Here is a 26,239-nt window from a genome sequence, read left to right as displayed (position 1 = left end):
GCGCCAGTGAACACTGGCATCGTTGGGAGGGTAGGGCAGCGACGTACTCATGGGTAGGGGTTCGGGGAGGACAGTTACCGTCGGTACGGCAACGCTCACACGGGGCGCACGTTCCGGCGGGCCCCGCAGGCGGCCACCGGAACGTCCTAGGGTGATCCCGTGGGACACGGAGGAAGAGTGCGAGGAACGGCCCAGGGGCACGGGACGCCACCCGAAAAGGGACTCGACAAGGGACCCGGCAAGGGACCCGTACGGCCCGCATCCGGCGGAGCCTCCGTGCCGCACCAGGACGAAGCCCCGGCCACCGCACCGCGCGAGTACCGCACGGAAGAGCTCGCGAAGGCGGCCGGCATCACGGTCCGCACCCTCCGCTTCTACCGCGAGCGCAAGCTGCTTCCGCCGCCGCGCCGCCAGGGTCGCATCGCCTGGTACGACGAGCACCACCTGGCCCGGCTGCGCACCATCTCCGCCCTCCTGGAACGCGGCCACACCCTCACCGGCATCGCGGAGCTGGCGGAGGCCTTCGACCACGGCCGCGACATGGGTGACCTGCTGGGACTCGGCAAGCCCACGGAGGAGACCCCGGTCCGCCTCACCCCCGAGGAGCTGGCGGACCACTTCGCCGGCCAGGTCACTGCGGAGAACCTGTCCACCGCCCTGGACCTGGGCTACCTCGGCACGGACGGCGACGAGTTCGTGCACGTCAGCCGGCGACTGCTCGATGTGTCGACGGAGCTGGTCCACGAGGGCATCCCGCTCGCCGCCGTCCTGACGGCCGCCCGCCGGGTCCGCAACCACGCGGACGCACTGGCGGAACTCTTCACCGACCTGGTCACCGCCCACCTCCCGACCGCCACCCCCGAGGACCTGCACCGGCTGCGCCCGCTCGCCAAGGAGGTCTTCGAGGCGGAGATCTCCCTGGCCCTGGACCGCAGAACGGCACCGCAGCACCCCGCCCCGCCCGGCGGGCACGCGACGCCACGGCCGGGCGACGACGGCCCGCGTTGACCGCATCACATCGACGGCTCCACCGCACCGATCGACGACGCCGCCCCGCGCCCACCCCACGCACGTACGCTGGCACCACCGGACCGAAGACCGGCGCCACCCATTGTCTGCATAGAAGTACGCTAGTCCGCATGAACATACATCGCGTCTCCTACGCCCACCCCGACGCCATCGCACTCGACGCCCGCGTCCAGCGCGAGTACGCCGTGCGCTACGGAGAGGGGGACGGGGACGAAACCCCCCTGGACCCGACGATGTTCGAACCGCCGCAGGGCCTCTACCTCATCGGGTACGACGACGACGGCACGCCCGTCGCGACCGGTGGCTGGCGCTCCATGGAGGCGGACGGCTCCGGCGGGTACGCGGACGGCGACGCGGAGATCAAGCGGATGTACGTCGTGCCCGAGGCACGCGGTCGCGGCCTGTCCCGTGTGATCCTGGCCGCACTGGAGGCCGACGCACGGGCCGCGGGCCGCATCCGGATGGTCCTGGAGACCGGCATGGAACAGCCGGAAGCGATCGCGCTCTACACGTCGAGCGACTACGAACCGTGCACGAAGTTCGGCCACTACCGCGACTCGCCGCTCTCCCTCTGCTACGCCAAGCCCCTCGCACCCACGGCCGCCCAGGATCCGGCTTCGACCACACCCGAAGCGATCACGATCCCGTCCCAGCCCACCGCCCAGCCCACCACCACGGCCACCACCGCGGCGGCGGCCTGCGTGACGCCGGCCGACGAATAGCGCCTGGACAGGCCCCTCGCGCCCGAGGACGGGGTTTCGCCCCTGCGCGAAGGCCTCACGGTCAGAAGTGCTCGACCGTCTGCCCCTCGGGTGCCCGGTAGCAACCCGATGTGACCTCGATGCCGAGGCTGGGGGTGTCGCGCTCGGCGTACGCGACGATCCAGACGCTCATCTTCTTGGAGTCGTTGTCCGCGACCAGGTTGAGGTTCTTGTTGGGGCTGTTGTCGTGGTAGCTGTCCTTGAGGACCCAGCCCCCGGTGTTCAACTTCTTCTTGAGGTTCGCCACGGCCAGGTCGGTGTCGTCGGCGTTCTTCGGAGCGAAGTTCCACGGGTGGTAGACCACGAAGTACTTCTTCGGGTCCTTGCCCTCGCATTCCTTGACACCGGGCCCGGGTTCGGACGCTTTGCCGGGAACGCCCGTGAAGTCGAAAATCTGGCTGGAGACGTCCTTCACCGCGGCGACCGCGTCATCGGTGCTGGCGGTACCTGCGTCGGGGATCCCCGAACCGGCGTCGTCGGTCTTGTCGTCAGTCATGCCACATCCGCTGAGGAGGAGTCCGGTCAGTGCGAGCGCCACGGCGACGCCGGTCGCGTACGGCCGGCGAGCGGTGGAGCGTGGTACGTGGAGCATGGGGGTCCTAGGTTCCTTGGGCGGGCCGGTGACAGTGCGGGCGCCTGGGTGGTACGGCCGCGGCGCTCACCGGGGCTCCGTGACGTCGCCGTACTCGCCGACCACGACCAGAGCCTGATTCTTCAACGCGGTCGAGCCCCGGTTCCAGTACTGGCTGTGGCCTTCCGATCCCGTGGTGGCCGTGGGGCCGCTGCCCTCGGCGTGCGTGTTCATCTGGTTGGCGCCGAAGGCCTCGTCACTGGGGATGAGGAAGACGCCGCCACCGAGTTTCCACTGGCTGCCGCCGTGTCCCCAACGGCCGATGTCCGGGACCTTGTCCCCGTCGGCCTCCTCGTTCCACACGTGCCCCTTCGGTACGTCCATCTCCTCGGCCGAACCGACCTTGACGCCGGGGCTCCCCGCGAAGATCACGTCATCGGCGTTGAGGTGGCCGGTCTGGGCGGCGGCGCCGATGAGGGTGGTGCCGTAGGAGTGTCCGATGGCCGTGCGATGGGGTTCGCCCGTGCCGCTGTACGACGCGTCGAGGCCGTCCATGAAGTGCCGGTAGGCCGGTGCCCCGTCGTAGGCATAGTGCTCGAACGGGGCGTCCTTGACGATGTCCTGCGGGGCGTCGTACCCGAGCCAGGTGATGGTGGAGACCGAGGCGTTCGGGTCCGCCTGGTTCGTCTGGCGCCACAGTTCGGTCATCCGGTCGATGTTGCCGCCGATTGAGCCCAGGTTCGACGTCGTGCCCGGCACGTACACCGCCTGGTGCCGAGCCGTGTCCGGGTTGCCGTTGGCGACGATGGCCCGGCCGTTGCCCTCGGGGCTGAAGCCGAGCAGATACGCCTCGGGCAGTCCCTCCTTCCCGGTGGCGTCGAAGCGGCTGCTGATCGCCTTCATGCCGTTGAGGGAGGCGGTGAGATGGCGGTACTCGTCGCCGTACTTCCTGTCCCACGCCATCCACTCGTCGGTATGGACCTTGGACGGGAACATGCCCGCCGTGATCCACGTCCACTCGTTCGCGGGTGGTTTCGGGATCGAGTCCAGCTCGAGCTGGTACTCGGCCTGCTTCTCGGCGAACACGATCCGGTTGGCCTCGTCCCGGACCTCGGAGGGCAGACCGTCCAGGCTGCCCACGAGATCGGGGTGCGTGGAGAGGTACGCCTCCCGCTCCTCCGGCGTCAGCTCCCGCCACCAGTCGGCGTTCTGCTGGGGGGTGGCGTCCTTGGGAGGGCCGCCTATGGAGTCGAGGTACTTCTTTCCCGCCTCCCGAACGCCGCCCATGTCCGACAGGGCGTCCTTGAGGTCCCGGTTGGACACGGTGAGGTCGTCGTCGGCCTTCAGTGCCCGGATCTTCGGCTCCCACTTCGTATCCGCCTCCGTCGCCTCCTTGAGGGCGGCGGCGATGCGGTCCGCGATGGCGAGCGCCTCGGCGTGATGGGGGTTGGGGTCGAAGTGGGCGGACTGGCGACCGACGGCCTGGGACGTCGGGTCCGTGGTGCCGCCGACCGTGCCGCCCTTCGGGGGTAACTCGACCCCGTTCTGCGGCTTTCCCTCCGGGTAGGTGACGCTGCCGTTCGCGTTGACCGTGAACTTGAGGGCCGCCGCGTCGTCGAGTGCGGACAGGAGCTTCCTACGGGCGGCGCCGACGTCGTAGGCGAAGCCGTTGAGGGCCGTGCTCGCCAGTCCGCATTCGATCTGCGTGTAGTGGAAGTTGGCCGAGAGCTTCTTCAGCTCTCCGGCCGCCGCCTCCAGAGCCTGGCCCTTGAGGGCCTTGCGCATGCCGGCGACCACGACGTTGTCGATGTGGTCCTTGGCCGCGCTGGCCATGTCACCGACGGCGCGGTACGCGTCAGCCGCCTCCTCGAACTCGGACGGCTTCAGCTTCTTGAGCGTCGCGAGGTCCATGGTCGGCCGGTCACCGCCCCGTACCCGGCCCGCCGACGGCGGGCGTGTCGGCGTACCTGGTGTCGATCGCGGCGAGTGCGGACCGCACGGACTCGTCCGTACCCAACAGGTCGTGCCCGACCTTCTCCAGGACGTCCTTGATGCTGCCGCAGCGCTCGTCGACGCTCTTCACGTAACGCGCCCAGGAGTCGTACAGGTCCTTCTGCGCCCCGGTGCACAGGCAGCCGGCGTCGGAGCCCAGCCCGGTCTGCCCGTCCTCCAGCCGCTTCAGGGCCTTGCCGATCCCCTCGCGCAGCCCACCGACACCCTCACCCGCCTTGTTCCAGGCGGCCTTCGTCGACTTCAGGCCCCCGGTGACGCTGCTCGCACCCCCGCCGTCGCCCCCGGTGGGCTCGGCCAGGTGGTCGATCTGCATCCCGGCCGACGGCCGCCCGGCGGCCTGCGTCTTGAGCTGCTCCCATTCGTCCCACGCCACGCGCGAGCCCCTTCCCCCGTTGGAAAACATGACCAGGCGTCGTGCACGTCAACGCCAGATACTAGCCAGTAGCCGGACGGGTACGCAGAGCAGACGAGCGCGCCCGTAGGTGCCGCCCATACCGCCGGCACGCCGCACCCCAAGCCCGCGCACCCCGGCGCCGCCGCGCCCGCCGCGAAGCGCTCGGCATCCCAGGGCCCGCAGCACCACCCAGCGGAGGGCATTCATAGCACCGAGACCCTTGCATCCCCACAATTCCTATAGCATTCTTCGTTCACATCGAATTTCCTATAGGAAAAGTGAGTGTGAGGTGTGAGTGACAGCAAGCCTCCGGACCACCAGGACCCGGTCGCCGTGATCGGTCCCGGCTCCGTCGGGCTGGCGCTCGCGGCCCGGCTCGCGCTCCAGGGCCATCCCGTGACGCTCTGCGGGCGCCCCGGCTCGCCGCCCGTGCGCACCGTCACGCTCACCGACCAGCGGGGCGTGCGCACCGTCCCGGTGGACTGGCGGGACGAGCCGGACCGGGTGCGCCCGCACCCCTGGGTGGTGGTGGCGACGAAGCTGCACCAGGGCGGCGCGGCGCGACCGTGGCTGGAGCGGCTGGTCGCCGACGACACCGTGGTCGTGGTGGCGCAGAACGGCGTGGCGCACCGGGAACGGATCGCACCGCACCTGCCGGCCGCACGCGTGGCGCCCGCGTTGGTGCACTTCAACGCCGAGCGGCACGGCCGGGACCGGGTGGAGCTACGGCAGGACGGGCCGGGACTGGTGGTCGGCGACGACGAGGCGGGACGCCGGGCCCGGCGCGGGCTGCTCGACGGGACGGGGCTGGGGGTGCAGGCCGTCGCGGACCTCACCACGGCGGCGTGGCACAAGTTGCTGGTCAACGCCGTGGCGAACCCCGTCACGGCGCTGACCAACCGCCGGGTCGAGGTGTTCGGCGAGCCGTCCGTCCGACGTCTCGCGCGCACCATGCTGGGCGAGGCGGCCACGGTCGCACGCGCCGAAGGCGCCCGGCTGCCGGACGGCGCCGTCGATGACGTGCTCGCGTGGATCGACGCGCGCCCCGCCGGAGCCGGTTCGTCGATGCTCGCCGACCGGCTCGCCGGCCGTCCGATGGAGCACGACGGCCTGCTCGGCGCCGTGGTGCGCCGCGCCCGGGCGCACGGCATCGAGGCGCCGGTGTGCTCGGCGGTGCTCGCGCTCGTCTCGGCGCTCGACGGTGCGGCCACCCCGGGGACCGCCCGAGTCCGGGCGTGACACCCGCCGCCCCGCAGGGCCGGCCTGCGACCTCGCCGCATCGCCGGAACAGCACATCGCACGGAATCGAACGACAAGGAGCACCAGTGGCGAACGTGATCAGGGCCTCGGCCTACCTCGTGGACATCGAGGTGGAGACGGTGCGCACGGACGCGTCGCAGGCCTTCCTGAAGCAGGAGACCCTCTTCGTCGAGCTGACGACGGATGACGGGCTGACCGGCACCGGCTACGCGTACACGATCGGCACGGGCGGCCGGGCGGTGCTGTCGATGCTGCGGGAGCACCTGCTGCCCTCGCTCACCGGGCACGACTCCCGTGCGATCGAGGGTGCCTGGCGGACGATGTACGACGGCACCCGCGCCACCATGGTCGGCCCGATCACCGCCCTCGGCCTGGCAGCGGTCGACCTCGCGCTGTGGGACCTGCGCTGCCTGCGGGCGGGCGAACCGCTGTGGCGGGTCGCGGGTGGCCACCGCCCGGCGGTGCCCGCGTACGACACCGAACGCGGCTGGCTCCAGCTCGCCGAAGGCGAGCTGGTCGCGGGTGCGTTGCAGGCTCGTGAGCAGGGGTTCTCCGGCGTCAAGATCAAGATCGGCAAGCCGACCGCGGGCGAGGACGCCGCGCGTATCGGTGCGGTCCGCGACGCCGTGGGCCCCGGCATGGAGATCATGGTCGACGCGAACCAGGCCTTCACGCCGGCCGAAGCCGTGCGCAGGGCCGCCCGGTTGGAGCCGTTCGACGTGGGCTGGTTCGAGGAGCCGCTGCCCGCCGACGACGTGGCCGGCCACGAACGCCTGGCCGCCTCGACGGCCATACCCGTGGCGGTCGGCGAGTCCATGTACTCCCTGGCCCACTTCCGCGAGTACCTGCAACGCGGCGCGGCGGGGATCGTGCAGCCCGACGTCTCCAGGATCGGGGGCATCACCCCCTGGCTGAAGGTGGCCCACCTCGCCGAGGCGTTCGGAGTCGACGTCTGCCCGCACTTCCTGATGGAGATCCACGTCAGCCTCACCGCTGCGGTGCCCAACGGCCGCCTCGTCGAGTACATCCCGCAGCTCCGTGCGGTCACCACGCGCCAGCTGACCATCGCCGACGGGTTCGCGCACGCCCCCCGGGAACCGGGGCTCGGCATCTCCTGGGACCGCGACGCCATCGACGACCGGCGCGTCGCCTGAGCCGGTCCCCCGAACCTCAGGGCCGCCGGCCCGTGCTGCCCCGTGCTGCGAAACCCGTGCTGCGACAGGAGAACAACGATGTCCACCCCGACCAAGGCGGAGGGGTCCGCCCGACAAGCGTCCCCGCCGCGCTCCAGAGTCCTGCTGGCCTCACTCGTGGGCTCCGCGCTCGAGTGGTACGACTTCTACCTCTACGGCACCGCGGCGGCACTCGTCTTCAGCAAGACCATCTTCCCTTCCTTCGACGCGACCGCCTCGATGCTGGCGTCGTTCGGCACCCTTGCCATCGGCTACTTCGTGCGCCCGCTCGGCGGCCTCGTCTTCGGTCGCCTCGGCGACCTGTTCGGCCGTAAGAGGGTCCTCGTCCTCACCCTGCTGGTGATGGGCGCGTCGACGTTCGCCATGGCGTTCGTCCCGACGTACCAGCAGGTGGGCGTGCTCGCCCCGATCCTGCTTGTGGTGCTCCGTGCCGTCCAGGGGCTGGGTGCCGGTGCCGAGTACGGTGGTGCGGCGATCATGGCGTCGGAGTTCTCCGGGCCGCGCCGGCGTGGCCTGTTCGGGGCGGCACCGAGCGTCGGCGTCTATATCGGCATCCTCCTGGCCTCCGGGGCGTTCGCGCTGGTGACCCAGTTGCCGGACGACCAGTTCCTGGCCTGGGGCTGGCGCGTTCCCTTCGCCGCCAGCGTCCTGGTCGTCGGGGTGGCGCTGTACATCCGGGTGCGGCTGGCGGAGAGCCCCGCCTTCGTGGCGGCGCAGGAGCACACCCGTCAGGCCGAGGTGTCCCCGGTGCGCGACGTGGTGCGCACGGAGTGGAGGGCCGGTCTCGTCGTCTTCGGCCTCCAGACGTCGCAGAACGTCGTCGCCTACCTGAACCTGACGTTCCTGGCCGCCTACCTCACCGGCACCCTGAAGCTCTCCAGCTCGGTCGGCCCCGTCGCCGTCACCGTCGGGACAGCCGTCACCGCCCTGACCCTGCCGCTCTTCGGCTGGCTCACCGACCGGGTCGGCCGCAAACCGGTGGCGCTGGCCGGCATCGTCTTCTCGGCCGTCTTCGCCTTCCCGTACTTCTACGTCGTCGACCACGTCCACACGTCGCTCGCGATCACCCTGGTCGTCGTGGTGAGCATGGGCATCGGCGTGGGGTGCATGTTCGCTCCGCAGGCCGCCTACTACAGCGAACTGTTCACCGCACGGTCCCGGTTCACCGGGCTCGCCCTCTACCGGGAGATCGCGGGCGCCGTGACGGGCGGCCTGACGCCGTTGATCGCGGTGGCCCTCGTCGCGGCGGCCGGCGACCGGTCCTGGGGCGTCTCGCTGTTCGTCGTCGCCGCCTGCGCGATCGGGGGCGTCACGGTGGCCCTCGGCCCCGAGACCCGCGGCCGGGACCTCACGGCGACCACGGTCTCCGAGCTCCGCTCCTCGACCGGTTCCTACCGCTGACGTCGCTCCCGCGACCTCAGCCCCACGACCGAGGAACTCGACATCCAGCGCCGGATGACGGCGGCGAAAGGAGACCGAAGACCGATGACCGACGGGAACCACACGACCCGGCCCCGGGCGGCGGCGGAGACCAGGACAGCCGCCGAGTACGAAGGCACCGTCGCCCTGGTCACGGGCGGCGCCTCCGGTATCGGCCTGGCCACCGCACGTGAACTGCGTGCCCGTGGCGCCGAGGTGGCCGTGCTCGACCTGACCGAGTCGGACGAGCCGTTCTTCCACGTACGGTGCGACGTGACCGACGACGCCATGGTCCGCTCGGCCGTCGACGCGGTCGTGGACCACTACGGCGGACTGAACGTCCTGGTCAACAACGCCGGCATCGGTGCCCAGGGCACCGTGGAGGACAACGCCCCGGCCCAGTGGCACCGCGTGCTCGACGTCAACGTCGTCGGAACGGCCCGGGTCTCGGCCGCGGCCCTGCCCGCGCTGCGCAAGGCCGCCGCGGGCCCGTCCGGGCATGCCGCGATCGTCAACATGTGCTCGATCGCCGCGACCGCGGGTCTGCCCCAGCGTGCCCTCTACTCCGCCAGCAAGGGCGCCGTGCTGGCCCTGACCCGGGCCATGGCGGCCGATCACCTGCGTGACGGCATCCGCGTGACCTGCGTGAACCCCGGAACGGCGGACACGCCCTGGGTGGCGCGCCTGCTGTCGGCCGCGGACCGCCCGGACGCCGAACGCGCCGCGCTGGAGGCCCGCCAGCCGAACGGACGGCTGGTCAGCGCCGCCGAAGTCGCCGACGCCGTGGCCTACCTGGCCAGCCCGCGGTCCCGCGCCACGACCGGCATCGATCTCGCCGTGGACGGCGGGATGCAGGGGCTCCGCCTGCGCCCCCGGTGAGGCCGTCCGCCCATCGGCCCCTCATCGGCCCCTTCTCGGCCCCGCGCCCGCGCCGGTGTCCTCAACGGGCTGCGCCGCGGCCACCCGGCGGGCGCTGCGCGCGATCGTGCGGGCGGTGCCGCACCCGGCTCGACCGCAGGTGCGCGGCCATCGCCTCCGCGGCCTTGTCCGGGTCCCGGCGCACCACGGCGTCGAGGATCCGCTCGTGCTCGTCGATGGTGGTGGCCGCCGCCCCCGGTGCGCTGGTCAGCCGGAACAGGTGCAGGTGAGCGTGGAGCCGGGTCACCGCGTCGGCCAGCAACGGCCGGTATGCCGCGCGGGCCAGCACCTCGTGGAACTCCTGGTCGAGCAGGGCGAAGCGCCGGTAGACGGCGTACCCGGCACCGGTGTCCGGGTGGCGCTGCATCTCGTCGACGAGTGACTGCAACTGCCTCAGGTCGTCGTCGCTCGCGTTCTCCGCCGCGAGTGAGGCAGCCCGGGGTTCGAGCAGCAGCCGCATCTCGAACAGGTCCGTCAGGGCTTCCCGGTCGAGCAGATCGGTGGCCCGATAGCCGGCGTTCGGTCGCTTGACGACCAGGCCGTCCGACTCGAGCCGGGCGAGCGCCTCCCGGATCGGGGTCGCCGACACGTCGAGCCGGCGGGCGAGGCCTTCGATGCTCACTCGGGCGCCGGGTGCGATCTCATGGTCCATGACCATCGCCTTGACGGCCTCATACGCGCGTTCCGTGAGCGCATCCTGCCGAATCCCGTCCGCCATGGCATGAATCATAGAGAATCCCGCTCCGACCTGGGCGGGAGCAGGGGTGCTGCCCGGGTGTGCCCACCCGCAGCACGGTCGACACGACGTGGACGACGCCGACCGACCGCGCTCAGCGCCGGCCCTAACAGCCTGGGCCCGTAACAGGAGCCGCTGTCCGTCAGGACGCGCTCAACGGTTGTGCCCTTGCAGGGTGGTGAACGCCTGGTCGACCAGGGCGGGCAGGTTTTCGGTGCCTTCGCTGTCGACCCAGAGGGTGAGGGCGGTGGTCAGCGCGGCCAGTGCGGCGGCGGTGAGGACCCGGGTGGCCAGTTCGCTCTGGTCCGGTCGGCGGCTGGCGAGGGCCCGGGCGAGCATCTCCTCGGTGGTGTGCTGGTTTTCCCAGACTCGGGCGCGTAGGGCCGGTGTCCTCAGGACGAGCCGGGTGCGGATCAACAGCGCCTCCCTGTCGGTGGCGTAGACCGTCCGCAGTCCTTGGGCAAGTGCCCGGTGCAGGGCCGTGAGCGTGTCCTCTTCTTCGGGCCGCTCCGCGATGAGCTGGAGGATCATCGGGTCGTAGTCGTCGGTCTCGACGACGGCCTCTTTGGTGGGGAAGTGCCGGAAGAAGGTCATGTGGGACACCTCGGCGGCGGCGGCGATCTCCTCCACCGTGGTGTTCTCGTACCCCTTGGCCAGGAACAGCCGCAGGGCCTGTTCCTGGATCGTGCGGCGCGTCTGGGCCTTCTTGCGGGCGCGCAGACCCGGCGGCCGCGGCTCGGAGGCGGTCATCGATGCTCTCTCCTTCTCCTGTCAGGCGTTGCCGAGTTCGAGGCGGCGCCAACGCACGGTGGTCGCGACGATGGAGAGCAGCGCCACGGCGACCGGCAGGACGAGCTGGATGCCGGTGATGCGGATGCCGGCACCGCCGAGCCCGGCCCACAAGCCCGGCACGGCCCACGGGAACCAGCCGCCACCGCCGAACGAGGTGACGAGCTGGGTGGCGACGACCAGGCCGATGAGGCCGCCGACGGCGCCGAGGTAGCCCCGGGTGACGGTGGCCAACCAGGCCAACGGGAAGGTGTTGCACGCGCTCAGCAGGCAGACGCCGAGCGGCAGCCACCACCGCGGCGGCCGGGATCCGAGGTCGCCCAGGGCCAGACCCACCCCGAGCAGTACCAGGGTGGCGGCGGTCGACGCGAGCACGCCCCAGACCAGCAGGACGGTGCACTTCGCCAGCGCGACGGCGCCGCGGCCCGTGGGCAGGGCGAACAGCCCGGTGACGGTGCCCTCGGTGAACTCGCGGCCGAAGCACCAGGCGAAACCGAAACCGAGACACAGCAGCACCGCCACCGCCATCACCTGCGCACCGGTGCCGACGTAGGCGGCCCAGCCGGAGCCGTGCACCAGCAGCCGGGCCTTCACCGCGAAGCTGGACGAGGAGTTCGCGCGCAGGGCCACGATGGCGGCAGCGGCCAGCAGTGCCGGCGCCAGCACGATGACGGCCGCGCAGACGACGGCCACCGGCGCGCGGCGCATCTTCATGGCCTCCACGGCGAGCAGCCTGCCGAAGTCGCCGGTCATCACGCCTCCGCGGGCTGGTCCTGGTCGGCCTGGTGGATCAGGTCGAAGAACGCGCGTTCCAGGTCGATGCCGCGCGGATCGAGGCCGCCGACGATCCGGCCCCGGTGCAGCACCGTCACGGTGTCCGCGAGCCGAGCCAGCTCGTCCAGGTGGTGGCTGGACACCAGCACCGCACCACCGCGCCCGGCGACACCGGTGATGATCTCCCGGAGGCGGACCACCGCCGAGGGGTCCAGGGAGTTGCTCGGTTCGTCCAGCACGAGCACGGTGGGCCGGTGAACGAGCGCGGCGGCGAGCGCCACCTTCTGCCGGGTGCCCAGCGACAGCCGCTTGCCGCGCTGGTCGAGCCACCGCCCCAGGCCGAGGTCCTCGGCGGTGTCCCGCACGCTGGCCGCGACGGCCTCGCGGTCCATGCCGTGCAGCAGGGCGGCCGCGGTGATGTTCTCCCGGGCGGTGAGCTCGGGATAGACCGCCGGAGTCTCGATCAGCTGCCCGACCTCACGCCAGCGGGCGGCGGGCAGCGCGCCGACCGGGATGCCGAACAGCGACGCAGCCCCGCCGCCGGCCGGCAGCATGCCGAGCAGGATGCGCATCAGCGTTGTCTTACCGGCACCGTTCATGCCGACCAGCGCGTGGATGCTGCCGGACCGGATCGCCAGATCGACGCCGCGCAGGACGGCATCGCCACCCAGCGACCGGCGCACGCCTCGGGCTTCCAGCAGGACGTCGCCGTGCTGCTGCTCGGAGAGCACCGGCTGCCCGTACATGAGACCCACCAATGTTAGTCACTAACGTTTGTTAGATACTAACTCTAGAAGGTGGGAGTGGGGAACGGCGCGACTTCGCCGCCGTCCCAAGGCCCGTGGCGCTACCTCCCAGCCGTCCCCTCCGTGCCCGGCGCGTGCGCAGCCGTAGCGGCAGCCGTATCCGTGTCCGGCACCGCAGCCGCCGGCACCGAGGCCTCCGTCACCTGGCCCGAGGCGCCCGGCCGGGTCTCCGGCGTGCGGGCCACGCTGATCACCGTGACCACGCCGGACAGCGCGAGGAACGCGCCCACCAGCCAGGGCGCACCGCCGGCGAGGGAGAGCAGGGACGCGGCGATCAGCGGTGTCAGGCCGCCCACCACCGCGGAACCCTGGTAGGCCAGCGACAGCCCGGTGTAGCGGACGTTGCGGCCGAACAGTTCCGTGAAGTAGGTGGACTGCCCGGCGAACATCAGCGTCGGACCGAAGATGTACATGCCGGTCAGCGCCGTCCAGATCAGCGCTTCGGAGCGGGAGTTCAGCAGCAGGAAGAACGGGAACGCGGCGAGGGTCACGAACACCGCGCCGGCCAGGTACAGCGTCCGCCGCCCCCAGCGGTCCGTCAGCGCGCCGAAGACGGGGGTGGCGACAATGCCGAGACCGGAGGCCAGCAGCATGCCGTTGAGCGGCACCGACTTGTCGACGGCGAGTTGGGTGGAGACGTAGGAGATCGCGAAGGCGTTGCCGATGTTGGACGAGATGGCTTCGGCGAGCCGCGCGCAGAAGGTCAGCACCAGCGTCCTGGGCTGCTTGAAGATGTCGACCAGGGGCCGCCGTGCCACCTTGTTCTCCCGCTTGAGCGCCTCGAATTCGGGCGTCTCGGCGACCTTGGCGCGGATGAACAGGCCGACAGCCAGCAGCAGGGCACTGGCCAGGAACGGGATGCGCCAGCCCCAGGAGTAGAGGTCGTCGTCGGGGAGCCGGGTGATCAGGGCGAAGGTGCCGGTGGCCAGCATGATGCCGGTGGACGCGGCGGCCTGCGGGATCGAGCCCCACAGACCTCGGCGGTGCGGCGGGGCGTGTTCCACCGTCATCAGCGCGGCGCCGCCGTACTCGCCGCCGAGGCCGAAGCCCTGGATCAGCCGGAGCAGCACGAGCAGGACGGGGGCGAGCACGCCGGCCGCGCTGTGGGTGGGCAGCAGACCGATGGCGAAGGTACTGCCGCCGACCAGGGCCAGCGAGATGATCAGGGTCTTCTTGCGGCCGTGCCGGTCGCCGAAGTGCCCGAACACGATGCCGCCCAGCGGCCGGGACAGGAAACCGACGCCATAGGTGGCGAAGGCGCTGATGGTGGCGAGCGTCGGATTGCCGCCGGGGAAGAAGAGCTTCCCGAGGACCAGCGCGGATGCGGTGCCGAAGACGAAGAAGTCGTACCACTCCATCAGGGCCCCGGCGAAACTGCCGCTCACCACCTTGGCCATCCGGGGGCGGGCGGCGGGCGCGTGCGAATCGAGATGCGTCATCGGATCTCCTGATCTGTTCTGATCTCCTGGTGGGGACGGCCAGGGAGGTTCAGCCCGCGGCGGGCTCGGCCGACGGCGGTTCGGCGGGGTCGGGCCAGGCCAGGGTGACCTTGACCTGTTCGGGGTCGCGGGTGGCGGTGAAGGCCTCGGCGGCCCGTGCCACCGGGAACTCGGCGGTGACCAGCGCGCGGCTGATCGAGTCGTCGGCGGCGAGCCGCGCCAGTACGGCGTCGATGTCGGCGCCCAGGTAGAGGCCGGTGCCGCGCACGTCGATCTCCCAGCGCTGGAGCCGGGCGAGCGGCAGGGACCGGTCGCCGGAGGGCACCCCGACGACGACGAGGGTGCCGCCGGGCACGGCGGCGGTGGCGGCGGTGCGCAGGGTGGCCGGTGCGGCGACGCAGTCGAAGACGGTGTCGGCGGGCGCCGGTCCGTCGCCGTCCTGCGGGTCGAGCACGCGGTGTGCGCCGAGCGCGGCGGCCAGCGCCCGCTTGCTCGCGACGGGTTCGACCACCGTGATGTGGTCGGCGCCGCGTGCCACGGCGGCGTCCAGGACGGCGAGGCCGACCGGGCCGCCGCCGAGGATCAGCACCCGGCCGAGGCGGTCCGGGCCGCGCCGGACGGCGTGCCAGCCGACGGCGAGCGGCTCGGCGAGCACCGCGGCGCCGGCGGTGAGGCCGGCGGGCACCCGGTGGCAGTACCGCTGCTCGACGAGGAACCGTTCCCGCGCCGCGCCGGGCACCGCGAAGCCCAGCACCTTCGCCGCGTCGCACTGGTTGGCACGCCCGCCCCGGCACCGTTCACAGTCTCCGCAGGTGACCAGCGGGTTGACGACGACCAGGTCACCGGGCGCGCAGTTGCCGACCGCCGGGCCGACGGCGACGACCCGGGCCGCGCATTCGTGGCCGGTGACCACGGGCGGGGCGATGAACGGGTGGGCCTTGTCGAGTACGTGGACGTCGCTGCCGCAGATACCGAGGCGCACGGGCGCGAGCAGGACCTCCTCGGGCCCGGGGGCGCCGGGCGGCTCGGCCCGCTCCAGGCGGACGTCGCCGTCCGTGCCGAGCACCACCTGGCGGATGGTGGTGCCGGCGGCGGGGGCGCCGGTTGTGGCGCTGCTGGTGCTCACAGGGTGATCACTCCCTTGACTATGGCTCCGACGGCCCCGGCGCAGGCGGCGACCTGAACGGCCTGGCGGGCCCGCCGCGCGGAGACCCGGTGGCTGGCCAGCTGCCCGATGCCGGTGCCGGCCAGCGCCGCGACGGCGCTGAGGGCGATGACGTGCACCGGCAGGTCGAGCGGGCCCTTGGCGACCAGCGAGCCGGTGTTCAGCAGGATGGTGTAGAGCTGCATGCCGGCCACGAACGAGCGCTGCTCCCAGTCGGTCGCGGTGGCGTACAGGGTCACCGCGGGCCCCCCGATACCCGCGGTGACGTTCATGAGGCCGGAAGCCGCACCGGCCGCCGCCGTGCCGGCACGGCCGCGCAGCCAGCCGGGCCGGCTGAAGCGGTGCAGGCCGTACAGCGCGGCAAGGACCAGCGCGCCCTCGGCGACCAGCAGCGGCGACGCCGGTACCCGGGCCGCCAGCCAGGCCCCGGCCGGCAGCACCAGCAGGGCCGGCACGACCAGCCGCAGCACCCGGCGCGGCGCCACGTCGCGCCAGACGAAGGGCAGGATCAGCAGGCTGGACAGCAGCGAGAGGACGTTCGCCAGCCGGACCCCTTCGACCGGCCCGAGCAGCAGCGTCAGCAGCGGCCCCGCGACCAGCGTGAAACCGAGTCCGGTGACCCGCTGGGTGCCCGCGCCGACCAGCACGCCCAGCAGGACCGGGACGACGGTGCCGGCGGTCATGCCGGCCGGTCCGTGACCGGTGCCCGGGTCAACGCCTGGGCCAACTCAGCGGCCCTGAACCGCGGCGTCGACGATGGCGCCGAGCTCCCGCAGCCGGGGCACGGAGTCCGCCTGGAGCGCCGCCGGGATGTCCTCGGCGCCCACCACGGTGCGCCACACCGCCCGCCCCGCGAGGAAGCCCGAGGCGCCCTCCTCGCAGGCGAGCCGCACGGCGCGCGGGAACAAGTCGTGCGGTACGCCGCTGGAGAGCACCACCCAGGGGCCGTCGATGGTGTCGGTCAGCTCCGCGCAGCCGCGCCGGATCGCCGCCTCGTCACCCTCGCCGTGCAGCGGGACCTCGGCCTTGTAGAGGTCGGCGCCGAGCGAGCCCAGTTCGCGTGCGGCCGCGAACACGCCCTCGTTCCACTGCTCGGGCGTCCACGGGGAGCCGTCCTTGGGGGCGCGTGAGACCGGCTCCAGGATGCTGACCAGGCCCGCTTCGCGGGCGCGCGCGACGAACTCCTTCGTCATCGCGATCCGCTCGGCCGGGTCCTCGTCGGGCCGCCACAGCACCAGCAGCTTCAGCGCGACGCCACCCGCCTCGCGCACCCACGCGGGGTCGACCGTCTCGTCGATGTCGACCCGGCCGACGAACTCGCGCTCGTCCGCCGTGAAGTGGTCGACGGCGGCGATCAGGCCGCAGCCGGGGCTGACGGCTCCGGCGTCGAGCACCGCGTCCAGCGCGAACTGCTTCTCCAGGAGCACGGCGGACGCGTACGGGGTCAGCGCCCGCACCGTCGCCACCTTGAAGTCGGTGATCTGCCGGTCGGTCACCGGAGCTTCCTGGTGCTCGGCGAACATCGCCCGGAGCGCTTCGCGCTGGTCCACGGCCAGCATGGCGAAGCCGCCGGACGGGCGGGCCAGGGCGGACAGGCCGGGGGCGGTGCTGGGGGCGGTACTCACGGGGACTCCTTGCTGGTACGGGTGCGTGATGCGGTGGTTGGCGGCCGTTCAGGGGATGGGGGTGGGGGTGGGGGCGGCGAGGGTGAGCCGGGTGGCGGGCAGCCGGTCGGCGAGTGCCTGCGCCTCGGTGTCGGAAGGGATGCCGGAGCGCCCGTCCAGGGCCCGGCAGGAGAGGGCGGCCACCGCGTTCGCGTAGGCGAGCGCTTCGGGCAGCGGTGTGCGGCGCACCAGAGCGGTGACCAGCGCACCGTGGAACACGTCCCCGGCGCCCAGCGTGCTGAGCACCTCGACGCCGCGGTGCCCGGGCACGTGCCAGACGCCCGCGCCGTCCGCCGCGTACGCGCCGTGCGCGCCGTCCGTGGCGACCACGGTCCGCGCGCCGTCCGCGAGCGCTGCGGTCAGCAGGCCCGGGACGTCGGCGGCGCCGGCGCGGTCGCCGTAGACCTCGCGCAGCGCCTGGAGCGTGGGCACGTAGACGTCGACGGCGGCGGGGCAGCGGCGCGGATTCAGGTTGCCCGCGTCGTAGCAGACCACCGGCCGCGGCGCGCCGGACGGCAGGGCGGCCAGCAGCGGCTCGACGGCGGGCAGTCCGGCGTGGTCGACGTGCAGCCAGTCGGCGGCGCGTACGGCCGCCGCCTCCCCGGAGCCGTCGGCGATGCGCAGCTCGGGTCCTGGCAGCACGCAGATCGACCGTGCGCCGCGTGGCCGGTCGACCAGCACGGTGCAGGCCCCGGACGTCGCGCCCGGCGCGGTACGCACGCCGACCGTGCCGACGCCCTCCGCGCGCAGCCCGCAGCGGATGCGACTCGCCACCGGGTCGTCGCCGACCGCGGCGATCAACTCCGGCGCCAGACCGAGCCGGGCAGCGGTCACCGCGGCGGTGGCCGCGGGCCCGCCGCCGCAGGTGCTCATGGCCTCGGCGACCACGCGACCGTCGGGCGCGGGAAGGCACGGAAGCTGCATCACCGTGTCCCAGGTGACGACCCCCGCGAAGACGACACTCGACGGCACTGCCAACCCCCGGTTGATCGATAACGAACAGAGATTGCGGGGACGTTAACAAGGGCCTCCGAGGGCGTCAAGGGTTGTCCACATCTCGACGATCGCCCAAAAGACGAGGTGAAAGCGGCTGAACGGGGCCCGGAGCAAAGTCCGCGGAGGGTGCGCGCGTTGGCCATGTGAGGCGGTTCCCCCCGACCACGCACCACGGATGGTAGATTTCAAACAAACGTGGGAAGCAGGGAAGGAAGCAATGACGACCGGTGCCATGCGCTACGAAGCCGCCCCCGCCCGCCGTCGAGCGATCCTCGACCGGGTCAGGGAGACGGGCTTCTGCTCCATCGCGGATCTCGCCCAGGAACTCGACGTCTCCGAGATGACGGTGCGACGCGACGTCCGCCGCCTCGACGAACTCGGCGCGGCCCGGGTGGTGCACGGCGGCGTCAGCCTCCCGCCCGGCCAGGACTTCGACACCCGCGAGCACCGCAACGCGGGCGTGAAGGGCATGATCGCCGCGGCGGCCCGCGCGCTGATCGGCCCCCACGACACCATCGCGGTGGACGCGGGCACCACGGCCCACGCCCTGGCCGCCGCGCTGCCGGACGGTTTCAGCGGCAGCGTCGTCACGCACTCCGTGCCCGTCATGCAGCTCCTGCTGGAGCGCGAGGGCGCGCGCTGCGTCGGGCTCGGCGGCGACCTGTACCCGGCGAGCAAGGCGTTCGTCGGCCCCGCCACCGTGGAGGCCGCCACCCGGCTCCGGGTGCGCTGGTGCTTCCTGGGCGCCGCCGCCGTCGACGACCGTGGCTACTACGGCGTCTACGACCTGGAGCGGCCCACGAAGCGCGCCCTGGTCGACATCGCCGACCACGTGGTGCTGCTCGCCGACTCCAGCAAGTTCCGCAGCTCGGCCCCGGTCCTGCTCGGGCGCCCCGACCTGCTGCACAGCCTGATCACCGACGCGGAGCCGCCGGCCGCCATACGCCGCGCCTACGAGAGCCAGGGCGTGACCGTCACGGTCGCGTCCGGCGCCACCACATCCGAGGGGGCCTTCGCCGCCGCCGACGCCGCGCAGGCCTGAAGGGCCCGTCCCGCGGCGCCGGCCGCTGTCCCATCACTCCTGGTTCGGTGAGTCGTCAAGGCGGGCTGTCGCCGGGTGGCGTCACCGGGGCATCGAAAACGCCTGGCTCCCCGTGGCCTGCGTCTGATGCAGTAGGGAAATGAGTGACGGACGGGGACAGCGGCGGCAACGCGAGGAAGCACGGCGGGCGGCGGTGCGAGCGCTACCGGCGGTTCGGCTGCGGCATCATGCGGTCATCACGGGCCGCCCCGGCGAAGAGCGGGTGACCGCGTCGATCGGCCCGGACGGGAACCTCGTCGCCCTGTGGGCCGCGGCCCAGGACCGGCCGGCGTTCTCGGCGACCACCACGCAGGCCGGGGGCGCGAGGTTCCCGGAGCCACGCGCGTCACGCTCGGCCACCGCCCGGGTCTCGATCCACGCTCCGGAGCCGGCAACGGCCGCGGAACTCCCCGGGCTCCCGCTCGCCCACGTCACCGTTCAACCGCTGCCCCAAGGGCGGGTCCTGGTGGTGGGTGCGAGGTCGAGGTGGCGCCCTGAAGGCCCCGACCGCAATGCGATCGTCTACGACGCCGACGGAGCCGTGGTCGCGGAGGAGACCCTGGGTGACGGCATCGCGCACGTCTTCACCACGGCCTCCGGCCGTGTGTGGGTGGCGTACTTCGACGAAGGGATCTACGGGAACTTCGGGTGGAACTCTCCCGGTCCGGCTCCGATCGGAGATGCCGGCCTGGTCCGTTTCTCACCCGACCTCCAAGAGGAATGGCGTTTCCCTTCCGCGCGTCGCCGGCCCTGGGGCCCGATCCACGACTGCTACGCGCTCAACCTCGCCGGCGACACCGCCTGGACCTGCTACTACACGGACTTCCCCATCGTCCGGGTCCACGACGGAGCCCTCACCGGTTGGAGCAACGACACCATCGGAATCCGCGCCCTGGCCGTCGACGGCACGCGCGCCGCGCTGCTCGGCGGCTACGGCGCCGAGCGTGAGCAACTGACCGTCGGCACCCTCGACGACGGAGCGTTCCGCGTCGTCGGCCGGTACCGGGTCGTCCTGCCGGACGGGCAGCCGCTGCCCCCGAGGACACGGGCGTTCGGCCGTGGCGCCGACCTGCATCTCGTGTCGGGCGACGACTGGTACCGGCTGGACCTCGATCACCTCGCACCCGCCGGTTGAGCCTACCCGCGGGGCCGACGTGCGGGGGTGCGCCGGCTCCGCAGCCTGGCGTGGCCGCGGAGCCGGCGGTCCCGTGCCCGCAGCGGGCCCGACCGGGGTCAGCCCGCCAGCTGGGCCCCGAAGTACGGGGTGCCGACCGACGACACCTGGGCGGCGGTCAGCCCGATGCCCCGGGCTGCCGTGTCGAGCTGCGTCCCGTCCGAGGTGAAGGCCACGGCCTGTCCGTTGCCGCCGTTCTCCCAGGGCACGCCGACGACCAGGTCGGCCTTGCCGTCGCCGGTGGTGTCGCTGAGGAACACCTCGCCGCCGAAGCCGTCCCCCGCCTCGTTGTCCCCGGGGACGCCGGGCGTGTCCTGGGCCAGGGCCTGGGCACGGGGCTCCCTGAAGCCGATCGACGAGCCGTGCAGGACGGTGACCATGCCGGCGTCCGCGATGCCGTTCAGGTCCTCGCCCGGTGCGCCGATGGCGAGGTCGTCGTAGCCGTCGCCGTCGACGTCGCCCATCGAGACCTCGTAGCCGAAGCCGTCGCCGCTCTCCGAGGCGCCGGGGACGCCGGTGGAGTCCTGGGTGACGGTGTCCTCGCCGCCGGGACCTGACTCGGTGCCGTACACCACCTTCACGGCGCCGCCCTTGGCGATGCCGGCGCTGTCCGTGCCGGCGTCCCAGTCGTTGCCGATGACGATGTCGCCGTAGCCGTCGTTGTCGACGTCACCGATGTCCGAGATGACGCCGGCCGGCAGGTGCACGGCGCCGGCCGCCGTGAGGCCGCCGGTGGCGCCGGCCAGGTAGTAGTTCTCGTTGTACGCGTCCGTGTCGACCGCGTCGCCGTCGAAACCGTCGACGAGCAGGTCGGTGCGGCCGTCGCCGTTCACGTCGCCCGGCGTCAGGTTGAATATGTCGAGGCCCTTCACGGGCAGGACCGGCGTCGTCACGGTGTAGTGGCCGCCGGTGGTGCCGTCCGCGGTGAAGCCGCCACGGTAGATGTCGAGCTTGTTGTTGTCCGCGGAGACCGCGAGGTCGGCGCGGCCGTCCCCGTCGTAGTCCCCGGCCACCAGCAGGTTGCCGAAGTGGTCGTGGCTGGTGGGGGCCGGGTCGGAGACGGTGGTGCCGCCGTTCAGGCCGCTCTGGCCGCCCCACAGGATGACCGCGGTGCCGCCGTCGGTGTCCGAACCGACGTCCTCGCCCGTCACGGCCACGGCCAGGTCCGCGTAACCGTCGCCGTTGAAGTCCCCGGCCGTGCTGAACCCGCCGAAGTAGTCGTCGGTCTCCGCCGCACCCGGAACGCCCGCCGAGTCCTGGGAGACCGTCTGTATCCGGCCCGCACCCGCACCGTCCGGCGAGCCGTACAGCACGGAGACGGAACCGGCCCCCGTGTGTCCGTTCACCGCGGCGTACGGAGCGGAGACGGCGACGTCCCGGTATCCGTCGCCGTTGAAGTCGCCCTGAAGGCCGGTGGCTGCGGACGCGCTGGTCGTACCGGCGATGAAGAGGCCGCCGGTGAGAGCGCTCGCGCACGCGGTCGCCAGGGCGACGCGAAGTCTCTTGCCCATCAATCTGTCTCCTGCTCTGTACGAACGCCCCGGCCGTGAGGCGGGCGCCCGTGACTGCTGGCTCGATGGCCGTCCGGGTCGGCCGGTCCCCGAAGCCCGCGTTCCGGCTCGGCGATCGCGAGACCCCCGCAGGCATACGAGAGTTGTACACGATTTTCACTCAAATCCACTTACCTTTACGGATTACGCGTGAGTTGGCAGGGTCAACGGCTCCGCGCGGGCGCCGGAGCGGCGCGGCGTGACAGCCGTCGAGGACGGGACGTCCCAGGCGCCGCTCGGTCGCGACGAGGACCGCCACGGCAAGGACCATGCCGACGAGCCCGAGTCGGCCGTCACTCAGCGGGTGTTGGCCCTTCGGCGATCCGAGGCCGGGCACCATACGTCGACGGCTGCCGCCGGCCTGATCGGCAGCTGTCGAGGTGGTGTGCGTCGCGGTCCGGTCCTCGGCGGTCATCGCGCATCGCCCATCGGTTGAGCGATCCCGAGCGGGGTCGGGCCGGAGCCCGGAAACGACGAAGATCCCGACCGATCATGAAGATCGGCGGGATCTCGTCAACCACTACTCGGCCGTCTCAAGAACAGCCGTGCGTGGACCTGAGGGGATTCGAACCCCTGGCCCCCTCGATGCGAACGAGGTGCGCTACCGGACTGCGCCACAGGCCCCTGCAACGAAGGAAACTCTAGCATCCCCGTACGGGTGCTTGGAAATGCATACCTCCTGGCCCGACTGGCTGATCAGCGGGTTCCGGGCGACTGTCGAGCCCGGTGCGGCAGCGCGGCTGCGGCGCCGGCGCACCGGCCGTGACACGTCGGCCTCACTGGCCGGCGGCGCGAGGGCGGTCGCCGTCGGCGTACTGGTCGAAGAGGGGGGTGCGGCCGCGGCCGCGGGCGCCGGAGGCGCCTCCCCGGCCCTTGAGGTTGCCCCACCTGGACTGCCCGGGAGGCGCTCCCTGAGTGCGGCGGGCGCCGGGGCGGCGGCTGGTGTCGTCCTGGTCGTCCTGGTCGTCCATGTCGTCGTCGGAGCCGGTGGACGAGGCGTCGTCGTCCCGGTGGGCCCTGCTCTCCCGACCGCTGTCCCGGCCGGCCCGGGGCTGGTCCGCAGCCTCGGCGGAGCCGGCGGAGCCGGAGCCCGCCGCGGTGGAGCCGTCGCGCTGGCGGGCGCCGGCGCCGCGTGCCGGCGGTTCCGCGGCCGAGGAGCGCGCCGAGCTCCAGGTGTCCGGTGCGCCGAGGTCGACGTCGCCTCCGGCGCGCGGGGCCACGGGCGCGGTCACGTACGTGGGCAGGGGCACCGGCACCGGGTCCCAGCTGTCGCCCTGGCCGGCGGTGCCGCGGCGCCGCTCGCGCTGCTGGTCGTCGACCCACTCGGCGTGGTCGGTCTGCTCGACGAGGGCGCGGCGGTCCGCGGCGAGCGCGGAGGCGCCGGGCGCGGCGGGGTGCGCGGAGTCGTCCTCCGCGTCACCGGGGTCACCCGCGGGTGCCTCGGCGGACGGGGCGGCGCCGGGGCGCCCGTGCGACCGGCGCTCTCGCAGCCGCTGCGCGGCGACCTCGGCCCTGCGCCGGTCCATGATGTACATGAAGCGGCGCCGCTCCTGCCGGCGCAGGTACGCGATGTAGACGCTCAGCAGTATCGCCGGCACGCCGGGCGCCCACAGGAAGGCGATCCCGCCGAGCGCCGCCGCCACCGTGCCGAGGGTGAAGGCGAGGAACAGCAGCACCGTGGTGCGCCGTCGGCGCGCGAGCAGCTTGGAGCGCCGGGCGCGCGCGGCCTCCGCGGCGGTGGCCGCGCTCCGCCCGGGCGGCGGCACCGCGGAGTCGACGGGCGGGCGTTGCTCGGTCTTCTTCCGGGCTTTGCGGCCCTTGCGCCCCGAGTCGGCACCCGAGTCGGCCTGGTCGCCGTCGGCGGGCCGCGCGTCGGGGGTGGCCCGTACCTCGTGGCGGTTGGTGGGCACGGCAAGAGCCCGGACGTCCACCGAGCCGGTGAACCCGTCCGGGTAGCTCGGCTGTTGGTCCTCAGCCGAGCGCGCCTGGAGGTCCTTGGCGTACCGGCGCTCCATTGCCGCGCGTCCGGACAGCAGCCGGATGGCGGTACTGAAGCGTTCCGTCGGACGGGCTTCGTTCAGCTCGTCCTGCCTACGGAGCCACATCGGCACCAGGTAGGCGGCCCAGGCCCCGACGATGACTGCGTAGATCAGGCCGCTGCTGCTCACGCCTCACACGGTAGAGGGGTTTGCATGGGGCCATCTGCCAATTGCACCGGTGTGTCGCACGATCTGGCTGATATTCCGAGCCTTTCTTGCGACTGATGCGATCGGTTGGCCGCCACAAGAGCGAATTCGGTGAGGGATACGACCGAAGTAGAGCACAATTTTCGAACGTTTATTTTATTTGTGGGGAGTCTTTCAGAGCGGCCGGGGTCACGGTGGCCGGGATCGGATGCGTGGGGCGCGCCGGATGCGTCGAGGGCGGGGGGCGGTCGGCGCCGGTGGGGCGGGGCCGGAGAGGGAGGGCGGCCCGGCTGAACGAGAGGTGTGTTGGGTGTCGCGGGTGACCTGCGGCTCGTGGGCCCGCGTCGCCCCGTGGGCCGCTCCTCGCGCACGGCACCGCATCGCACCGTGCCACGGGCCTGGGCCACTGCGATGGTCAGGGTGACCCATGCCGGGCGTTTTCGGTGCGTTCCCGGCGCCAGCGGGTGAGCAGCCGTTCGGGGACTTCTTCCGCGGTGAGGGCGTACACGAGATGGTCCCGCCAGTCCCCGTCGATGTGGAGATAGCGCGGCCGGAGCCCTTCCTCGCGGAATCCGAGTTTCTCGACGACCCGGCGGCTCGGCGCGTTCTCGGGGCGAATGCAGACCTCGATACGGTGCAGGCCGACCGTGCGGAAGCAGTGGTCCACCACGAGCGCCACCGCCGTCGGCATCACGCCCCGGCCGGCCACCGACTGGTCGATCCAGTAACCGATGTGCCCCGAGCACATGGAGCCCCAGGTGATGCCCGCGACCGTCAGCTGCCCGACGAGGTGGCCCTGGTACTCGACGACGAACGGCAGCATGCGGCCGGCATGTGCCTCGGCGCGCAGATGGCGGACCATCTGACGGTAGGTGGGCCGATGGGCCATCGGACCGGTGGGCGGGGGCGGCGGGATGGTCGCCTCCCAGGGGCGCAGCCAGTCCCTGTTGCGGCGGTTGACCTCCCGCCAGGGGCGCTGGTCGCGCAGCCTTATGGGGCGGAGGACGACGTCGCCGTCCGCCAGCTCGACGGGCCAGGATGGGCTGTTCAGTGCGCACCCCCGGGTCTGGGGTGGTCGACGCCACGCAGTTGGGCCACGGCGTGCGGCAGCAGGTCCGTCAGGACGGCCAGGCCGTCTTTCACACCTCCGGTGGAACCGGGCAGGTTGACGATCAGCGTCCGGTCGGCGACGCCGGCGAGCCCGCGGGAGAGCGATGCCGTCGGCACCTTCTGGCGTCCGAAGGCCCTGATCGCCTCCGCGATCCCCGGCACCTCGTAGTCGATCACCCGCCGGGTGGCCTCCGGCGTGCGGTCGGTGGGGGAGATCCCGGTGCCGCCGGTCGTCACGATGACGTCGTACCCGGCCGTGACGCCGTCACGCAGCGCACGCTCCACGGGAGCGCCGTCGGGCACCACCGTGGGGCCGTCGGCGGCGAACCCCAGCTCCACAAGGCGTTCGGCGATCACGGGCCCTGTGGTGTCCGCGTACACCCCTGCCGCGGCGCGGTTCGACGCCGTCACGACCAGGGCCCGTCCGGCGCCCCGGGGATCGTCCTGAGGGAGGCCGCCATGGCGTTCATGCCCTACGTGACTCCCGTGGCCCGCGTTGCTCCCATGGCCCGTAGGGGTGGGCGTCTGTGCAGGTCGGGCGGGGTCCCCGGGGTGGGTGGGCGTCATGCCTCCGCCTCCGGGCGCGTCCAGTGGCCGGACTTGCCGCCGGTCTTCTCCTCCACCCGGACGTCCGTGATCACCGCGCCCTTGTCGACCGCCTTCACCATGTCGACCACGGTGAGCGCGGCCACGCTGACCGCGGTCAGGGCCTCCATCTCGACTCCCGTGCGGTCGGTGGTCTTGACGGTGGCACGGATCTCGACGGCGTCGTCCGCGACGGTGAGGTCCAGGGCGACTCCGGAGACCGCCAGCGGGTGGCAGAGCGGGATGAGATCCGGGGTGCGCTTGGCCCCCATGATGCCGGCGATCCGGGCGGTGGCCAGCGCGTCTCCCTTGGGCAGTTGCGCTCCGTGCACGCCGCGCAGCAGGTCGACCACGCGCGGCGAGACCAGTACGCGGCCGCTGGCGCGCGCGGTGCGCGCGGATACGTTCTTGCCCGAGACGTCGACCATGCGGGCGGCGCCCGAGGCGTCGAGGTGCGTCAGTCGGTCCTGGGCGCCGGTGCCGCTCCCCCGCGGCAGGTCCTTCTCGCCCTCCTGGTCGCGCGGAGGGGGGCCCGGGGTCTCCCCCGGAGACATCGCCGTCATGTTCTGTGCGCTCCCGGTCCTGGGCCCTGCGGTCCGCAGCGCGGGGCTCCATGTGCGCGACAC

The 26,239-nt window shown here is 72.4% G+C and carries 25 protein-coding genes, 1 tRNA gene and 1 pseudogene; 8 read left to right on the top strand and 19 right to left on the bottom strand.

Going from position 1 to position 26,239, the window contains the following annotated elements:
- Positions 1 to 276 precede the first annotated feature (276 nt).
- Both NQO67_RS14025 and NQO67_RS14020 read left to right on the top strand, forming a co-directional pair.
- Entirely contained in the window at positions 277 to 1,008 is a 732-nt protein-coding gene (locus tag NQO67_RS14025; RefSeq protein WP_255950242.1) for a MerR family transcriptional regulator, read from the top strand.
- A 131-nt stretch (positions 1,009 to 1,139) separates the two neighbouring features.
- A complete protein-coding gene (locus tag NQO67_RS14020) occupies positions 1,140 to 1,751 on the top strand; it encodes a GNAT family N-acetyltransferase (protein ID WP_255950241.1) in 612 nt (203 codons plus the stop codon).
- Positions 1,752 to 1,812: 61 nt separating this feature from the next.
- Here the strand turns inward: NQO67_RS14020 and NQO67_RS14015 are convergent, their stop codons facing one another.
- The 3 genes from NQO67_RS14015 to NQO67_RS14005 form a co-directional block, all read right to left on the bottom strand.
- Complete coding sequence (locus NQO67_RS14015) at positions 1,813 to 2,382, bottom strand: hypothetical protein (RefSeq protein ID WP_255950240.1); 570 nt, start codon at positions 2,380 to 2,382, stop codon at positions 1,813 to 1,815.
- Between the two features lie 66 nt (positions 2,383 to 2,448).
- Positions 2,449 to 4,272 carry an alpha/beta hydrolase gene (locus tag NQO67_RS14010; protein WP_255950239.1) on the bottom strand — a complete coding sequence of 608 codons (1,824 nt, stop codon included), beginning with the start codon at positions 4,270 to 4,272 and terminating at the stop codon, positions 2,449 to 2,451.
- A gap of 10 nt (positions 4,273 to 4,282) precedes the next feature.
- Positions 4,283 to 4,747 (bottom strand): hypothetical protein, encoded by a 465-nt coding sequence (locus tag NQO67_RS14005; protein WP_255950238.1) that lies wholly within the window; start codon positions 4,745 to 4,747, stop codon positions 4,283 to 4,285.
- 312 nt (positions 4,748 to 5,059) lie between these two features.
- On the opposite strand from NQO67_RS14005, the gene NQO67_RS14000 reads away from it, so the two are divergent.
- The 4 genes from NQO67_RS14000 to NQO67_RS13985 all read left to right on the top strand — a co-directional run bounded on the left by NQO67_RS14000 (position 5,060) and on the right by NQO67_RS13985 (position 9,519).
- Positions 5,060 to 6,007, top strand: a complete 948-nt coding sequence (locus NQO67_RS14000; RefSeq protein WP_255950237.1) for a 2-dehydropantoate 2-reductase — start codon at positions 5,060 to 5,062, stop codon at positions 6,005 to 6,007.
- Positions 6,008 to 6,093: 86 nt separating this feature from the next.
- Positions 6,094 to 7,182, top strand: a complete 1,089-nt coding sequence (locus tag NQO67_RS13995) for a mandelate racemase/muconate lactonizing enzyme family protein (protein ID WP_255950236.1) — start codon at positions 6,094 to 6,096, stop codon at positions 7,180 to 7,182.
- A 78-nt stretch (positions 7,183 to 7,260) separates the two neighbouring features.
- Entirely contained in the window at positions 7,261 to 8,622 is a 1,362-nt protein-coding gene (locus NQO67_RS13990) for an MFS transporter (RefSeq protein WP_255950235.1), read from the top strand.
- A gap of 84 nt (positions 8,623 to 8,706) precedes the next feature.
- Positions 8,707 to 9,519 (top strand): SDR family NAD(P)-dependent oxidoreductase, encoded by an 813-nt coding sequence (locus NQO67_RS13985; RefSeq protein ID WP_255950234.1) that lies wholly within the window; start codon positions 8,707 to 8,709, stop codon positions 9,517 to 9,519.
- Between the two features lie 61 nt (positions 9,520 to 9,580).
- Here the strand turns inward: NQO67_RS13985 and NQO67_RS13980 are convergent, their stop codons facing one another.
- The 10 genes and pseudogenes from NQO67_RS13980 to NQO67_RS13940 all read right to left on the bottom strand — a co-directional run bounded on the left by NQO67_RS13980 (position 9,581) and on the right by NQO67_RS13940 (position 17,903).
- Positions 9,581 to 10,276 carry a GntR family transcriptional regulator gene (locus NQO67_RS13980; protein ID WP_255950233.1) on the bottom strand — a complete coding sequence of 232 codons (696 nt, stop codon included), beginning with the start codon at positions 10,274 to 10,276 and terminating at the stop codon, positions 9,581 to 9,583.
- Between the two features lie 83 nt (positions 10,277 to 10,359).
- Positions 10,360 to 10,461 (bottom strand): annotated as a pseudogene (locus tag NQO67_RS44565) (IS481 family transposase); the annotation flags it as partial.
- Positions 10,448 to 11,044, bottom strand: a complete 597-nt coding sequence (locus NQO67_RS13975; RefSeq protein ID WP_255950232.1) for a TetR/AcrR family transcriptional regulator — start codon at positions 11,042 to 11,044, stop codon at positions 10,448 to 10,450. The gene NQO67_RS13975 and the pseudogene NQO67_RS44565, both read right to left, overlap by 14 nt.
- A 21-nt stretch (positions 11,045 to 11,065) precedes the next feature.
- Complete coding sequence (locus NQO67_RS13970) at positions 11,066 to 11,836, bottom strand: ABC transporter permease (protein ID WP_255950231.1); 771 nt, start codon at positions 11,834 to 11,836, stop codon at positions 11,066 to 11,068.
- Positions 11,836 to 12,603 carry an ABC transporter ATP-binding protein gene (locus NQO67_RS13965; protein ID WP_255950230.1) on the bottom strand — a complete coding sequence of 256 codons (768 nt, stop codon included), beginning with the start codon at positions 12,601 to 12,603 and terminating at the stop codon, positions 11,836 to 11,838. The genes NQO67_RS13970 and NQO67_RS13965 overlap by 1 nt, the downstream gene beginning before the upstream one ends.
- A 101-nt stretch (positions 12,604 to 12,704) precedes the next feature.
- Entirely contained in the window at positions 12,705 to 14,102 is a 1,398-nt protein-coding gene (locus tag NQO67_RS13960; protein WP_255950229.1) for an MFS transporter, read from the bottom strand.
- A 49-nt stretch (positions 14,103 to 14,151) separates the two neighbouring features.
- Positions 14,152 to 15,228 carry a zinc-dependent alcohol dehydrogenase gene (locus NQO67_RS13955; RefSeq protein WP_255950228.1) on the bottom strand — a complete coding sequence of 359 codons (1,077 nt, stop codon included), beginning with the start codon at positions 15,226 to 15,228 and terminating at the stop codon, positions 14,152 to 14,154.
- Positions 15,225 to 15,950 carry a TSUP family transporter gene (locus NQO67_RS13950; RefSeq protein ID WP_255950227.1) on the bottom strand — a complete coding sequence of 242 codons (726 nt, stop codon included), beginning with the start codon at positions 15,948 to 15,950 and terminating at the stop codon, positions 15,225 to 15,227. The genes NQO67_RS13955 and NQO67_RS13950 overlap by 4 nt, the downstream gene beginning before the upstream one ends.
- A gap of 45 nt (positions 15,951 to 15,995) precedes the next feature.
- On the bottom strand, positions 15,996 to 16,892 hold the full coding sequence (locus NQO67_RS13945) for a hypothetical protein (RefSeq protein ID WP_255950226.1): 897 nt from the start codon (positions 16,890 to 16,892) through the stop codon (positions 15,996 to 15,998).
- 48 nt (positions 16,893 to 16,940) lie between these two features.
- Positions 16,941 to 17,903, bottom strand: a complete 963-nt coding sequence (locus NQO67_RS13940) for a carbohydrate kinase family protein (RefSeq protein WP_255950397.1) — start codon at positions 17,901 to 17,903, stop codon at positions 16,941 to 16,943.
- A 241-nt stretch (positions 17,904 to 18,144) separates the two neighbouring features.
- Here NQO67_RS13940 and NQO67_RS13935 point away from each other — a divergent pair, with 241 nt between their 5' ends.
- On the top strand, positions 18,145 to 18,969 hold the full coding sequence (locus NQO67_RS13935; protein ID WP_255950225.1) for a DeoR/GlpR family DNA-binding transcription regulator: 825 nt from the start codon (positions 18,145 to 18,147) through the stop codon (positions 18,967 to 18,969).
- A gap of 139 nt (positions 18,970 to 19,108) precedes the next feature.
- Positions 19,109 to 20,143 carry a hypothetical protein gene (locus NQO67_RS13930; RefSeq protein WP_255950224.1) on the top strand — a complete coding sequence of 345 codons (1,035 nt, stop codon included), beginning with the start codon at positions 19,109 to 19,111 and terminating at the stop codon, positions 20,141 to 20,143.
- Between the two features lie 98 nt (positions 20,144 to 20,241).
- On the opposite strand, the gene NQO67_RS13925 is transcribed toward NQO67_RS13930, so the two are convergent.
- From NQO67_RS13925 to moaC, 6 genes are all read right to left on the bottom strand, one after another.
- On the bottom strand, positions 20,242 to 21,693 hold the full coding sequence (locus NQO67_RS13925) for an FG-GAP-like repeat-containing protein (RefSeq protein WP_255950223.1): 1,452 nt from the start codon (positions 21,691 to 21,693) through the stop codon (positions 20,242 to 20,244).
- Between the two features lie 589 nt (positions 21,694 to 22,282).
- A tRNA-Ala gene (locus NQO67_RS13920) sits at positions 22,283 to 22,356 on the bottom strand.
- A gap of 152 nt (positions 22,357 to 22,508) precedes the next feature.
- A complete protein-coding gene (sepX, locus tag NQO67_RS13915) occupies positions 22,509 to 23,900 on the bottom strand; it encodes a divisome protein SepX/GlpR (RefSeq protein ID WP_255950222.1) in 1,392 nt (463 codons plus the stop codon).
- 433 nt (positions 23,901 to 24,333) lie between these two features.
- Positions 24,334 to 24,969: a GNAT family N-acetyltransferase gene (locus NQO67_RS13910; protein WP_255950396.1), complete on the bottom strand. Its 636-nt coding sequence runs from the start codon at positions 24,967 to 24,969 to the stop codon at positions 24,334 to 24,336.
- Entirely contained in the window at positions 24,966 to 25,595 is a 630-nt protein-coding gene (locus NQO67_RS13905; RefSeq protein WP_374118983.1) for a MogA/MoaB family molybdenum cofactor biosynthesis protein, read from the bottom strand. The genes NQO67_RS13910 and NQO67_RS13905 overlap by 4 nt, the downstream gene beginning before the upstream one ends.
- The gene (moaC, locus tag NQO67_RS13900; protein WP_255950221.1) at positions 25,592 to 26,176 is read right to left on the bottom strand and encodes a cyclic pyranopterin monophosphate synthase MoaC; all 585 of its coding nucleotides are present in this window, start codon (positions 26,174 to 26,176) and stop codon (positions 25,592 to 25,594) included. The genes NQO67_RS13905 and moaC overlap by 4 nt, the downstream gene beginning before the upstream one ends.
- Positions 26,177 to 26,239: the final 63 nt, after the last annotated feature.

Origin of the sequence: Streptomyces odontomachi, from assembly GCF_024435355.1 — a bacterium.
Lineage (GTDB): Bacteria > Actinomycetota > Actinomycetes > Streptomycetales > Streptomycetaceae > Streptomyces > Streptomyces odontomachi.
This window is presented reverse-complemented; position numbering and strand designations above follow the sequence as displayed.

What these genes read in the sequence shown, in the direction of transcription:
- NQO67_RS13935 (WP_255950225.1), top strand. Translation starts at nt 18,145, where the DNA reads ATGACGACCGGTGCCATGCGCTACGAAGCCGCCCCCGCCCGCCGTCGA.
- NQO67_RS13975 (WP_255950232.1), bottom strand. Translation starts at nt 11,044, where the DNA reads ATGACCGCCTCCGAGCCGCGGCCGCCGGGTCTGCGCGCCCGCAAGAAG.
- NQO67_RS13925 (WP_255950223.1), bottom strand. Translation starts at nt 21,693, where the DNA reads ATGGGCAAGAGACTTCGCGTCGCCCTGGCGACCGCGTGCGCGAGCGCT.
- NQO67_RS13990 (WP_255950235.1), top strand. Translation starts at nt 7,261, where the DNA reads ATGTCCACCCCGACCAAGGCGGAGGGGTCCGCCCGACAAGCGTCCCCG.
- NQO67_RS13905 (WP_374118983.1), bottom strand. Translation starts at nt 25,595, where the DNA reads ATGACGCCCACCCACCCCGGGGACCCCGCCCGACCTGCACAGACGCCC.
- NQO67_RS14020 (WP_255950241.1), top strand. Translation starts at nt 1,140, where the DNA reads ATGAACATACATCGCGTCTCCTACGCCCACCCCGACGCCATCGCACTC.
- moaC (WP_255950221.1), bottom strand. Translation starts at nt 26,176, where the DNA reads ATGACGGCGATGTCTCCGGGGGAGACCCCGGGCCCCCCTCCGCGCGAC.
- NQO67_RS14015 (WP_255950240.1), bottom strand. Translation starts at nt 2,382, where the DNA reads ATGCTCCACGTACCACGCTCCACCGCTCGCCGGCCGTACGCGACCGGC.
- NQO67_RS13960 (WP_255950229.1), bottom strand. Translation starts at nt 14,102, where the DNA reads ATGACGCATCTCGATTCGCACGCGCCCGCCGCCCGCCCCCGGATGGCC.
- NQO67_RS13965 (WP_255950230.1), bottom strand. Translation starts at nt 12,603, where the DNA reads ATGTACGGGCAGCCGGTGCTCTCCGAGCAGCAGCACGGCGACGTCCTG.
- NQO67_RS13930 (WP_255950224.1), top strand. Translation starts at nt 19,109, where the DNA reads ATGAGTGACGGACGGGGACAGCGGCGGCAACGCGAGGAAGCACGGCGG.
- NQO67_RS13980 (WP_255950233.1), bottom strand. Translation starts at nt 10,276, where the DNA reads ATGGCGGACGGGATTCGGCAGGATGCGCTCACGGAACGCGCGTATGAG.
- NQO67_RS13950 (WP_255950227.1), bottom strand. Translation starts at nt 15,950, where the DNA reads ATGACCGCCGGCACCGTCGTCCCGGTCCTGCTGGGCGTGCTGGTCGGC.
- NQO67_RS14010 (WP_255950239.1), bottom strand. Translation starts at nt 4,272, where the DNA reads ATGGACCTCGCGACGCTCAAGAAGCTGAAGCCGTCCGAGTTCGAGGAG.
- NQO67_RS13985 (WP_255950234.1), top strand. Translation starts at nt 8,707, where the DNA reads ATGACCGACGGGAACCACACGACCCGGCCCCGGGCGGCGGCGGAGACC.
- NQO67_RS13970 (WP_255950231.1), bottom strand. Translation starts at nt 11,836, where the DNA reads ATGACCGGCGACTTCGGCAGGCTGCTCGCCGTGGAGGCCATGAAGATG.